Annotated in this window: 12 protein-coding genes; 5 read left to right on the top strand and 7 right to left on the bottom strand. The window is 64.9% G+C overall.

Annotated features, from left to right (window positions below; translation table 11 throughout):
* Positions 1-96: 96 nt before the first annotated feature.
* The 3 genes from BRAGE_RS0141115 to BRAGE_RS0141105 all read right to left on the bottom strand — a co-directional run bounded on the left by BRAGE_RS0141115 (position 97) and on the right by BRAGE_RS0141105 (position 3246).
* On the bottom strand, positions 97-621 hold the full coding sequence (locus BRAGE_RS0141115) for a DUF309 domain-containing protein (protein ID WP_027564159.1): 525 nt from the start codon (positions 619-621) through the stop codon (positions 97-99).
* Between the two features lie 18 nt (positions 622-639).
* Positions 640-1452 carry an alpha/beta fold hydrolase gene (locus BRAGE_RS0141110; RefSeq protein ID WP_027564158.1) on the bottom strand — a complete coding sequence of 271 codons (813 nt, stop codon included), beginning with the start codon at positions 1450-1452 and terminating at the stop codon, positions 640-642.
* A 252-nt stretch (positions 1453-1704) separates the two neighbouring features.
* On the bottom strand, positions 1705-3246 hold the full coding sequence (locus BRAGE_RS0141105; RefSeq protein ID WP_027564157.1) for a benzoate-CoA ligase family protein: 1542 nt from the start codon (positions 3244-3246) through the stop codon (positions 1705-1707).
* A 150-nt stretch (positions 3247-3396) separates the two neighbouring features.
* Between BRAGE_RS0141105 and BRAGE_RS0141100 the strand changes: the two genes are divergently transcribed.
* The 3 genes from BRAGE_RS0141100 to BRAGE_RS0141090 all read left to right on the top strand — a co-directional run bounded on the left by BRAGE_RS0141100 (position 3397) and on the right by BRAGE_RS0141090 (position 5696).
* Positions 3397-4305, top strand: a complete 909-nt coding sequence (locus tag BRAGE_RS0141100; protein WP_027564156.1) for a helix-turn-helix transcriptional regulator — start codon at positions 3397-3399, stop codon at positions 4303-4305.
* A 201-nt stretch (positions 4306-4506) separates the two neighbouring features.
* Positions 4507-4902, top strand: coding sequence for a group II truncated hemoglobin (locus tag BRAGE_RS0141095; protein ID WP_027564155.1), 396 nt, complete (start codon positions 4507-4509; stop codon positions 4900-4902).
* Between the two features lie 113 nt (positions 4903-5015).
* Positions 5016-5696, top strand: a complete 681-nt coding sequence (locus BRAGE_RS0141090) for a transglutaminase-like domain-containing protein (RefSeq protein WP_027564154.1) — start codon at positions 5016-5018, stop codon at positions 5694-5696.
* Between the two features lie 25 nt (positions 5697-5721).
* Here BRAGE_RS0141090 and BRAGE_RS0141085 read toward each other — a convergent pair whose 3' ends face one another.
* The 4 genes from BRAGE_RS0141085 to BRAGE_RS0141070 form a co-directional block, all read right to left on the bottom strand.
* A complete protein-coding gene (locus BRAGE_RS0141085; RefSeq protein ID WP_027564153.1) occupies positions 5722-5988 on the bottom strand; it encodes a hypothetical protein in 267 nt (88 codons plus the stop codon).
* Positions 5939-7675, bottom strand: a complete 1737-nt coding sequence (gene ybaL / locus BRAGE_RS0141080) for a YbaL family putative K(+) efflux transporter (protein WP_027564152.1) — start codon at positions 7673-7675, stop codon at positions 5939-5941. The genes BRAGE_RS0141085 and ybaL overlap by 50 nt, the downstream gene beginning before the upstream one ends.
* A gap of 84 nt (positions 7676-7759) precedes the next feature.
* Positions 7760-8092, bottom strand: a complete 333-nt coding sequence (locus BRAGE_RS51010) for a PRC-barrel domain-containing protein (RefSeq protein ID WP_027564151.1) — start codon at positions 8090-8092, stop codon at positions 7760-7762.
* A 60-nt stretch (positions 8093-8152) separates the two neighbouring features.
* Positions 8153-8938: an IclR family transcriptional regulator domain-containing protein gene (locus BRAGE_RS0141070; protein WP_027564150.1), complete on the bottom strand. Its 786-nt coding sequence runs from the start codon at positions 8936-8938 to the stop codon at positions 8153-8155.
* Positions 8939-9066: 128 nt separating this feature from the next.
* Between BRAGE_RS0141070 and BRAGE_RS0141065 the strand changes: the two genes are divergently transcribed.
* Positions 9067-10425, top strand: coding sequence for an aromatic ring-hydroxylating dioxygenase subunit alpha (locus BRAGE_RS0141065; protein WP_027564149.1), 1359 nt, complete (start codon positions 9067-9069; stop codon positions 10423-10425).
* A gap of 130 nt (positions 10426-10555) precedes the next feature.
* Positions 10556-11992, top strand: coding sequence for a glutamine synthetase family protein (locus BRAGE_RS0141060; RefSeq protein ID WP_027564148.1), 1437 nt, complete (start codon positions 10556-10558; stop codon positions 11990-11992).
* Positions 11993-11994 lie beyond the last annotated feature (2 nt).

The following is an 11994-nucleotide window of genomic DNA, read 5'->3' as shown; positions in this document are numbered from 1 at the left end:
TGCATTTTCGCCGTAGCGTTAGATGCACAATAGTGCATCTTTTGGAAGGCGTCTAGCCCTTAACGACCGGTGCATGCACTTTGTTTCATGCGTCGCTCAAGACCGTCCGATGGCGCCGAGGGCGATCCAGTCCGCCTTGGAGAGCTCGGGACCATCGAGCTTGGCCTGGAGCTGCGCCGCCAGGGCCGCGACCGGAAAGCTCTCGACGAAGCCGTCGCCGCCCGCGGCCACCTTGCGCGAGTTCAGCGCCTGCAACTCGCCGAGCGCATCTCCGAACAGGCGCGCGGCCGAGCGCGACCGCTGCATGCGCAGTCGCAGATTGGCGTTGGCGATGTGGACGCAGGCCCGCAGCAGAATGCGCTCGCGGCCGCCTTGGGGAGCGGCCGCCCACACCGCCTCCAGCACCTCCTGCGCTTCCCAGAAATAGCCGCGGTCGTTGAGCGCGAGGCCGTAGCGCAGCGCCGGATGCCGCGCCGGCACGAAGCCGCGGAAGGCCGCAGGCACCAGCGCCTTGGCCATGTCCAGCGTTTCGTAGTCGGCCTCGGCCCCGCCCGCCTCGCCGGGCACATAGGCCCATCGCGGCCATGACAACTGGCCGCCTGCATGTGAAGGCACATTCATCGATGTGTCTCCGCAATGTCATGCGGCGTGAAGTCCCTGATCGTGGCGCAGGGCCGCCTTTGCAAATTGCTCGATCGCGTCAAGCGTCACCCCTGGCGCTTCACGATGCGGGGAATGCCCCGCGTCTGAAATAATTTTCAAATCTACCGGACAGTAACATTCTTCCTGCGCAATTTCGACCTGGCGCAGTGTCCCATATTGGTCATCGACACCTTGCAGGACCAAGACGGGAACGCGGATATAGGCGAGGTATTCCGAGATGTCCCAATCGCGGAACTTGGGGTCGAGCCAGGCGCCGTTCCAGCCATAGAAGGCGTTGTCGACGTCCTTGTGCCAGCGCGCGAGCTTTGCCTTGAGGTCTGTGGTCTCAAAGGTGGTCTTGATCGCGGCGATCGACTGCACCGAGACGTCCTCGACGATGAAATGCGGCGCGATCAGCACGAGGCCGCTCAGGCGATGATCCTGATGCGCACCGGCATAGATCGTCGCGATCGAGGCGCCGTCGGAATGGCCGAGCAGGAGGCCGCGCTTGAAGCCGATCGCATCGAGCAGCTTCGGCAGCACGTCGAGCGCCTCGCGCTGCATGTAATCTAGCGGCCGCGGCAAGGTCACCGGGCTCGACTGGCCGTAGCCCGCGCGCGAATAGACGAAGATGCCGGCGCCGGTGGCCTCTCGAAGCTTTTCGGGGAAGTCACCCCAGAGGCCCACCGAGCCGAGGCCTTCGTGCAGCATCACGATGGTCGGCGCGTCGGCGGCCTGCGGCGCGAGCCATTTGTATTCGAGGCTGGCGTTGCCGATGGTGAGGTGGCCGGTGGGGGTGAGGTTGGTCATGCTGTCACTCTTCTTCGATCGCGCAGTAAGAACGAGCTGTGTCCGCTTGCTCAGTCGTTCCCTCCCCCCTTGCGGGGGAGGGCTAGGGAGAGGGGTGCCACACGGGGACTCCCGCTGTGACGAAGAACATCTGGCGCGCGACATGAAGACCGGTTGCTGGGCTACCCCTCTCCCCCGCCCTCCCCCGCAAGGGGGGAGGGAGCGCAGCGGAGTTCGCGGCGATAGCGCGAGTCACACGCCGCACGGTCACGCTCAACCCGCCCCTTCCCGCAGCTTGAAGCGCTGGATCTTACCTGTCGCCGTCTTCGGCAGGGACTCCACCACATCGATCCAGCGCGGATATTTCCACGGGCCGATCTTCTGCTTGACGTGCTCCTTCAGCATCTCCTGCAAGTCCGTCGTCTTGGCGCCGGGACGCAGCACGACGAAGGCCTTCGGCTTCAGCAGCCCTTCCGCATCGGCCTCGGGCACGACGGCGGCCTCCAGCACGGCGGGATGCGTGATCAGCGCACTCTCGACCTCGAACGGCGAGACCCAGATGCCGGAGACCTTGAACATGTCGTCGGCGCGGCCGCAGAAGGTGTAGCGGCCATCGGCGTCGCGGATGTATTTGTCACCGGTGCGGGTCCACGGTCCTTCAAACGTGCGGCGGCTCTTGTGGCGCTGGTTCCAGTAGCCCTCGCCGGCGGAGGGCGCATCGACCAGGAGTTCACCGACCTCGCCATCGGCGACGTCCCGGCCGGCTTCGTTGACGAGCCGCACCGCATAGCCGGGCACCGGCTTGCCGGATGAGCCGTATTTGATGTCGCCCGGCGCATTCGACAGGAAGATGTGCAACAGCTCGGTCGAGCCGACGCCATCGAGGATGTCGACGCCGAAGCGCGATTTCCAGCTGTTGCCGACAGACTCGGGGAGCGCCTCGCCGGCCGAGGTGCAGATGCGCAAGGCCTTGCCGCCGCGCTCGGCCTTCATCGTCTCGTCGTTGAGCATCGCGGCAAACAATGTCGGCACGCCGTAGAAGATCGACGGATTGTATCTGTTCATCAGGTCGAACATGCGCGCCGGCGTCGGGCGCTCGCTGTTGAGCACCACGGTGGCGCCGACCGACATCGGGAAGGTCAACGCATTGCCGAGGCCATAGGCAAAGAACAGCTTTGCCGCGGACAGACACACGTCGCTCTCGCGGATGCCGAGCACTTGCCTGGCATAGGTATCCGCGGTCGCCTGCAAGTTCGAATGCAGATGGCGCACGCCCTTGGGCATGCCGGTCGAGCCCGACGAATAGAGCCAGAACGCCGGCTCGTCCGGATGCGTCGCGGCGGTCGTGAACTGATCGCTCTCGCCCGAGATCTCCTCGGCGAGCTGCTTGTGGCCGTTCTGCTTGGCGCCGGACACCACGACATGCTCGAGATCCGGCATGCGGCCGACGACGTCCTTGATGACAGGGTAGAGCGCCTCGGACACGAACAGCACGCGGGCGCGGCAGTCGGCGAGGATGTAGGCGTACTGGTCCGCGGTCAGCAGCGTGTTGAGCGGCACCGGCACGATGCCGGCGCGGATCGCGCCCAGGAACACGATCGGGAAATTGACCGTGTCCAGCATGATCATCGCCACGCGCTCCTCGCGGCGGACGCCGAGGCGGCGCAGCATGTTGGCGGCGCGGCGGGTGTCGCGCTGGAGCTCGCCATAGGTGAGCCGCGAGACGGTGTCGTCGAAGACGAGCTTGTTGGCTCGGCCCTCCTCGACGTTGCGGTCGAGCAGCCAGGTCACCGCGTTATAGGATCCCTCGCTCACGGACATCTCCCCCGAATTTAGAATTATAATTCATAGAAAGACACTGTGACAGCTTGCTGTCAATGCCAGCAGGCACTATGTTTCATTAAAACGCGCCGCAAGACCTCTTGAAGAAGGCATCCGCTAAAGAAGGTCCATGATCTGTAATCCATGACCGACAGTCCCGACGCCGAATCCCGCTTTCTCGAACAGCTCGGCCAGCGCGTGCGCACCATGCGCGCGCTGCGCGGCATGTCGCGAAAAGTGCTCGCCAAGGTATCAGGAATTTCGGAGCGCTACATCGCGCAGCTCGAGAGCGGCAAGGGCAATGTTTCCATCGTGCTCCTGCGCCGCGTCTCCGACGCGATGGGTGCGCATCTCGAAGATCTGCTCCCCTCAGCCGATCCGACGCCGGACTGGCAGATGTTTCGCGATCTCCTGCGCAAGGCGACGCCGGCGCAGATCGCGCAGGCAAAAGATCTGCTCACTGGGGGCAGTGCGTCCGCGCCACGGCGCGCGCCGTTCTGCGGCATCGCGCTAATCGGCCTGCGCGGCGCCGGCAAATCGACGCTTGGGCGAATGCTGGCGAAGAAGATCGGCTGGAGCTTCGTCGAGCTCAACAAGGAGGTCGAGCAGCAGAACGGCCTTTCGGTCGCCGAGATCATCGCGCTTTACGGCCAGGAAGGCTTTCGCCGCATGGAGCAGGCGGCGCTGCAACAGCTGCTCGCGCGCAACGAGCTGATGGTGCTGGCGACCGGCGGCGGCATCGTCTCTGAGCCGCTGACCTTCGACCAGATCCTGACCTCGTTCTACACGATCTGGCTGAAGGCCGAGCCCGAAGAGCACATGGCCCGCGTCCGCCGCCAGGGCGATCTGCGCCCGATGGCGGATGATCGTTCGGCCATGGCCGAGCTGCGCAACATTTTGCTGAGCCGCGAACCGTTGTACTCGCGCGCGACGGCGGTGGTGGATACGGCGGGGCTGTCGGTCGACGCCGCGGCTGCAAGGCTGATCGATGCGGTGCGCCCGGTGCTGCAGAACGAGGCCCGCAGCTTTGGGCTGCGGAGCGTGGCGCTGTAGGCCTCGCTGTCGTCCCTGCGAACGCAGGGACCCATACCGCGTGATCCCTCGATTGTTCGCGCTGCTAATCCCGAACGACCAATCTTCGCCAAACTCCTCCCTGGGGTTATGGGTCCCTGCGTTCGCAGGGACGACAGCGGAGTTTGTGGGCGCGCCACAAGATCACTATATCGGAGCCGAACAGTAGCCTTGGGACTCACGATGACCTCCAGCGACGTCGCCATCTCCATGTTCGAACGAATTGGCGGCAGGGCCACGATCGACGCCCTCGTCGACCGCTTCTACGACCGCATGGACACGCTGCCGGAGGCAAAAGTCGTCCGCGCGATGCACGCGGACGACCTCGACCTGATCAGGGACGTGCTGAAGCGCTATCTCACCGAATGGACCGGCGGGCCGAAACTCTATTCGCCCGAGATGGGCCATCCGCGGCTGCGCCAGCGGCATATCGGCTTTGCCATTGGGGACGCCGAGCGCGACGCGTGGATGCTCTGCATGCGCGGTGCGATGGAAGAGACAATCACCGACGCTGCCGCGCGCGCCGATCTCGACCGCGCGATATCGGGCCTCGCCGACTGGATGCGCAACCGGCAATGATCGCATCGGCGCGATGGCAACCAGCGTCTCGACGCAAATGGATCGCTTGCGCGCAACGCTCCATGCGTCAGGCGATTTGAGTTCCGCGCGGATCAACTGTTAAGCTGTCGGCCATGGCAGACATTCTCCCGGATACCATCCGCCGCCTCTACACCGATCCAGGCGAGTACATCGACAGCGATCATCCCGCCGTGAAGAGCTTCGCCGAAGCCGCCGTGCGCGCAGATGCGGGCGCGCGCGAGAAGGCGAGCGTGCTCTACAAGGCGGTGCGCGATGGCATCCGTTACAACCCGTACGTCAGCATGCGCATCGCCGAGACGTTTCGTGCCTCGAGCGTGCTCGCCGCCGGGCAAGGTTACTGCGTCGGCAAGGCCTCGCTCTATGCCGCCGCCTGCCGCGTCCACGGCATCCCCGCCCGGGTCGGCTTTGCCGACGTCAAGAACCATCTCACCACCGAAAAGCTGCGGGCGAGCATGGGCACCGACATCTTCACCTGGCACGGCTTTACCGAGCTGCATGTCGACGGCGCCTGGCGCAAGGCAACGCCGACCTTCAACGACACACTCTGCGCCAAGGTCGGCGTGGCCCCGCTCGACTTCGACGGCCACACCGATGCACTGCTACATCCGTTCGACGGCGAGGGTCGTGCTTACATGCAATACGTCAACGACCGCGGCACCTATCACGACGTGCCGGCAAAGTTTTTGATGCGCGAGATGGCGAGGGACTACGCCAACATGCAGGGCGAGGATTTATCGGGGCGCGATATGGAGCGGGAGGCGGAGGAGCGGTAGAGGCGAACAAGGTGCGCAGGGCGGGTTAGCCGAAGGCGTAACCCACCCCACGCATCCGATCATTGCACGCGTCAAACACCGACCGATCGAACGCCTCGGCCGCAAAGCCCGCGACATAGATCAGTGCCAGGATCGCCGCCGAGATCGCCATCGTCTCCGCGTGCCCAACCGCCCACCGCAACAGCCGCTGCAGCAGGGTCGGCGGCGGAAAGCGGTAGGTGCGTCCATCAGGCGTAATCAGGTCATACGACCGAACCTGCCGCGAGCGCGCGGGAATCTTGCTGGGCAGCATCCGGAACTCTCCTTTCCAGCTCCTCGATCATGCCGCGCGCGATTTCCCGCTCGCCCATGATGACGACATCTGCCCCCAGCCCCTTCAAATGATCGACCTCGGCATCCGCATGCGCCCGCGCGATGATGCGGATATCCGGATTGGCCGCCCGCGCCTGCTGCACGATCTGCCCCGCCTCGAACGCCTCGGGGATCGCAATCACCAGATGCCGCGCCCGTGACGGATTGGTGGCGTCGAGGATTTCCGGCTGCGCGGCGTTGCCCGTAACCGTCTCGATGCCGCCCTGCTTCAGCTTCTCGAGCGCGCTCTCTCCGACCTCGGCGACGAGGAAAGGCAATCGCCGCTGCTTCAGGGCATCGCCGACCAGCGCGCCGACGCGGCCATAGCCGATCACGATCGTATGGTCGGTGAGATCGGTGGTGCGGATCGGCTCGGGCACGGCGGCCGCGGCTTGTGGCGTATCCCGCCTGGGATCGAGGCGCGGCGCGAGCCAGGTGGCGGCCGCGAACATCAACGGGTTGAACATGATGGAAAGGATCGCGCCGGCCATGATCAAATCGCGGCCTTCACGCGGCAGGATCTGCGAGACGACGCCGAGCTCGGCCAGGATGAAGGAGAACTCGCCGATCTGCGACAGGCTCGCCGAGATCGTCAGGGCGGTTGCGGCCGGATGCCGGAATATGACCACGATCAGGAACGCGGCGAGCGATTTTCCGAGCATGATGATCGCGAGCGTCGCCAGCAGCGGCCAGGGCTCGCGGACCACGCTCATCGGATCGAACATCATGCCGACCGAGACGAAGAACAGCACGGCAAAGGCATCGCGCAGCGGCAGCGATTCCTGCGCGGCCCGCGCGCTGAGCGGCGATTCCCGCAGCATCATGCCGGCGAAGAAGGCGCCCAGCGCCAGCGACACGTCGAACAGCTTGGTCGCCCCGAAGGCGATGCATAGCGCGATCGCCAGCACGGCGAGGCGGAACAGTTCGCGCGAGCCGGTGTGCGCGATGTAATGCAGGATCCAGGGGATCACCCGGCGTCCCACCACCAGCATCAAGCCGATGAACACGACGATCTTGAGGAGCGTCAGCATCACGATGCCGGCGAGCCCGAGGCCAGCCTGCGCGGCCAGCGGCTCGAACGCCGGCTTGCCGTCGGCGCCGCCCTGAAGGCTCGCGATCGCCGGAAACAGCACCAGCACGAGCACCATCGCGAGGTCTTCGACGATGAGCCAGCCGACGGCGATGCGGCCGCGGTCGGTCTCCATCAGGCGCCGCTCCTGCAGCGCGCGAAGCAGGACGACGGTGCTCGCGACCGACAGGGCGAGACCGAACACGAGACCGGCACTGACGCTCCAGCCCATCAGCAGCGACAGGCCAAGCCCCATTATTGTCGCGACCGCGATCTGCACCACGGCGCCGGGCACCGCGATGTTGCGGACGCTGAGCAGATCCTGCAGCGAGAAATGCAGGCCGACGCCGAACATCAGCAGGATGATACCGAGCTCCGAAAGCTCGGTCGCGAGCGCCTGGTCGGCGACGAAGCCGGGCGTGAACGGGCCTACCGCGACACCCGCAAGGAGATATCCGACCAGCGGCGGAATACGGAACCGCTGCGCGAGAGTTCCAAGTACGAAGGCTAATCCAAGCCCAACGACGATGGTGGCGATGAGAGGTGTGTCATGCGGCATTTTTGCCTTTTGACACAGCAAGCACGTTGGCGCACCGTGACCTGTGCGCGCGGGTCAACGCGCGACGCTTGCCCCATCGGGCCGTCAGATCGACCAATAGTTCGGATGCTGGTACGGCCGCGAGCGGTCGCCCCAGTCGAATTCATCGCCATCGACTTCGCAGGGGCCGCTGCTCAATTGCTCCGACGTCAGATCGACCTGAAAGGCCTGACGTCCCGGATCATATTTCAGCGCGCTCCACTGCACGGGATAATGGTGGTGCGTACCGAGCAGCCTGCCGGTCTTGATCACGGCGTAGGCGACCGTTCCACTTACCTTCTCGAGCATCAATCGTTCGATCGTGCCGAGCTTCGTGCCGTCGCAACCATAGACGGCGACGTGCTCGACGCGGTCACTGGGAACCATGGTGTGTTGCATGGCGTGCTCCCTGATCTTGCGTGGAACGCATTATAGCACAGGCGGCAGGGATTAGGTGGGCTACAGCAATTGCGACCGCACCGCCTCCGCGCCTTCGCGCAGCAGCGGCAGGAAACGGTCGATCAATTCCTGCGCCGGCACGCGATCGACATGGGCGCCCATGTTGATGGCGGCGACGATCACGCCGTCGTAGCGACGCACCGGCACCGAGATCGAGCGGAAATGCGGCTCGGCCTCGCGGTCGACCAGCGAATAGCCCTGCTCGTGATCGGCGGCGATGCGCGCCAGCAGCGCCTTGGTATCGGTCACCGTCTGCGGTGTCAGCGCTTCGCGCTTCATCGCCTTCAGGCGCGCGGCGAGATCGGCATCGTCGAGCTGGCCGAGCATGGCGCGGCCGACCGAGGTGCAGAAGGCCGGCAGGCGGTAGCCGATTTCGAGGCCGCCCGAGAACATCCGCGCCGGGCTGCTGCGCGCGATGAACACGACCTCGTCGCCATCGAGCACAGCGAGCGAGGAGATTTCGTTGGCCGCAGTCGCGACACGGTCGAGCACGGGCTGGAGCACGGAGACGAGCTGGTTGGATCGCAAATAGGACGCCGCGAGTGTCAGCACATGCGGCGTCAGCGAGAACAGTTTTCCATCACCGGAGACGTAGCCGCCGCGCTGGAGCGTGAACAGCATGCGCCGCGCGGTCGCACGCGGCAGATCGGCGGCACGGGCGAGATCGCTCAGCGTCATCGGACCGGTCGTCATGCCGAAGCACTGGAGCAGGCGCAGGCCGCGATCGAGGGCTTCGACGAAATCCGTCGCGCGCTCCTCGCTATCGCTTCGCTTGAGCTTGGGCATCGCCGGGACAATCCTGCAAAATAGTGCTTGCTGCTGATCCAAGGCATGTCATAATTCGCCCATTCGTTCAATAGACGAACAAAACGTCTCTCCAGAAAAGCGCTTTCCAGAAAAAGGACGCGACCGCCATGATGAGCCAGGAGCAGAACGACCTGATCACCCGCACCGGGCCGAAAGACCCATGCGGCAAGCTGATGCGGAGCTACTGGCAGCCGGCGGCGCTGGTCGACGAACTCGAGGGCGAGCGGCCGATCCGTCCGGTCAAACTGCTCGGCGAAAACCTGGTGCTGTTTCGCGACGAGACGGGACGTTACGGCCTGATCGACCGCCATTGCGCGCATCGCGGCGCCGACCTCGCTTTCGGGCGGCTGGAGCATGGCGGCCTGCGCTGCGCCTTCCATGGCTGGCTGTTCGATGCCACCGGCCAGTGCATCGAGACGCCGGCCGAGCCGAAGGACTCAAAGCTCTGCCAGAACATCCGCCAGCGCTCCTATCCTGTGGTGGAGAAGAGCGGCATCCTCTGGGCCTATCTCGGCGAAGGCGAGCCGCCGGCATTTCCGGAGATCGACTGCTTCGTTGCACCTGACACGCACACCTTCGCGTTCAAGGGCCACATGGCCTGCAACTGGCTGCAGGCACTCGAGGTCGGCATCGATCCCGCGCACGCCTCCTATCTGCACCGCTTCTTCGAGGACGAGGACACCTCCACCGCCTATGGCAAGCAGTTCCGCGGCGCGTCCGCCGGCAGCGACCTGCCGATGACGAAGATCCTGCGCGAATACGATCGCCCGATCATCAATGTCGAGCACACCGAATACGGCCTGCGCCTGATCGCGCTGCGCGAGATCGACGAGGAGCGCACCCATGTGCGCGTCACCAACCAGCTCTTCCCGCACGGCTTCGTCATCCCCATGAGCACGGAGATGACGATCACGCAGTGGCACGTGCCGGTCGACGACGAGAACTGCTACTGGTACGCGATCTTCACGAGCTATTCGAACCCGGTCGACAAGCAGAAGATGCGCGACCAGCGGCTAGAGCTCTATGAGCTGCCCGACTACAAATCGCGCAAGAACAAAGCCAACGATTACGGCTTCGATCCGCATGAGCAGCAGACCGCGACCTATACCGGCATGGGCACCGACATCAACGTCCACGATCAGTGGGCGGTGGAATCGATGGGCGCGATCCAGGACCGCACCAAGGAGCATCTTGGGCAATCCGACAAGGCGATCGTGCAATATCGCCGCCTGCTGCGGCAGGAGATCGAGAAGGTCTCAGGCAGCGAGAAGCCGATGCTGTTCCTGGACGAGGCCAGCGCGCGCAGCATCCAGGGCCCGGCGACCATGGATGGCATCGGCCCAACGCGCGGCTGGGAGACTTACTGGATGGAAGTCGACGTCAAGCGCCGCCGCGGCGCGCCGTGGACAGCGCCGGTGCCGAAGGAGATCGCTGACAACGTGCACCGGCTGACGGCGGCGGAGTGACGACTTTGCCCGGCTCTCGTAGGGTGGGCAAAGGCGCAACGCGCCGTGCCCACGATTCTTCCGTTGCGACGATAGACGCGGTGGGCACGCTTCGCTTTGCCCACCCTACGGCAGTTGAGGGAGTGGTGAAGTGACTTTCGTCGTGCGTCATGGGCTGTGGTCGGATGAGCAGAAGGACGCAGCCCAGCGCATGCGTCGTCTCGTCGAGGAAAAGAACCTCGAGGTCATCCGCCTCGCCTTCCCCGACCAGCACGGCATCCTGCGCGGCAAGACCATCATCGCCACTGAAGCGATTGCCTCGTTGGAGAGCGGCTGCTCCATCACCACCACCATGCTCGCCAAGGACACCTCGCACCGCACGGTGTTTCCGGTGTTCACGGCAGGCGGCGGCTTCGGCATGAAGGAGATGGAAGGCGCGGCGGACGTGCTGATGGTCGCCGACCCCACCACGTTTCGCGTGCTGCCGTGGGCGCCGGCGACGGGCTGGGTGCTGTGCGACCTGTATTTTGGCGATGGCCGCCCGGTGCCGTTCGCGACGCGCAACCTTTACCGGCGCGTGCTCGATGAGCTCGGCGCGCGCGGCCACGATTTTGTCGCAGGCCTCGAGGTCGAATTCCACATCTTCAAGCTCGACGATCCGCATATGCGCGCGGAAGACGCCGGACAGCCGGGCACGCCGCCCTCGGTGAGCCTGCTCAGCCACGGCTATCAATATCTCACCGAGCAGCGGTTCGATCAGATGGAGCCGGTGCTGGAGATCTTGCGCCGCGACATCGTCGCGCTCGGGCTGCCCTTGCGCTCCGTCGAGGTCGAGTTCGGCCCCAGCCAGTGCGAGTTCACCTTCGCGCCGAGGAAGGGCCTGGAGCCCGCCGACAACATGGTGCTGTTTCGCAGCGCCGTGAAGCAGATTGCGCGTCGCCACGGCTACCACGCTACCTTCATGTGCCGCCCAAAACTGCCGAACGTGTTCGCGAGCGGCTGGCACCTACACCAGTCGATCGTCTCGCGCGCGACCGGCGAGAATCAGTTCATGGCGAAGGACGGTGCGGAGCCGCTCAGCGCGTTCGGCAAGTCCTACCTCGCCGGCCTGCTCGACCACGCCCGCGCCTCGACCGTGTTCACGACGCCGACCATCAACGGCTACAAGCGCTACCGCTCCTATTCGCTGGCACCGGATCGCGCGATCTGGGGCCGCGACAATCGCGGCGTGATGATCCGCGTGCTCGGCGGCGCCAATGATGCCGCGACGCGCCTGGAGAACCGCATCGGCGAGCCCGCCGCCAATCCCTATCTCTACATGGCCTCGCAGATTCTCTCGGGCCTCGACGGCGTCGACCGCAAGCTCGATCCCGGCCCCTCCGCTGATACGCCCTACGAAACCAAGGCGCCGCTGCTGCCGAAGTCGCTGCGCGATGCGGTCGGTGCGCTGAAGGACGATCCGTTCTTCCGCGAGAAGCTCGGGGCCGAGTTCGTCGACTACTACACCCACATCAAGAACGCCGAGATCGACCGCTTCCTCGCAGAGGTGACCGACTGGGAGCACCGCGAATATTTCGAGGTGTTTTGAGG

Source organism: Bradyrhizobium genosp. SA-4 str. CB756, from assembly GCF_000473125.1.
GTDB lineage: Bacteria > Pseudomonadota > Alphaproteobacteria > Rhizobiales > Xanthobacteraceae > Bradyrhizobium > Bradyrhizobium arachidis.
Note: the sequence above shows the minus strand (reverse complement) of the source record. Positions and strands in the feature narration are given on the sequence as shown.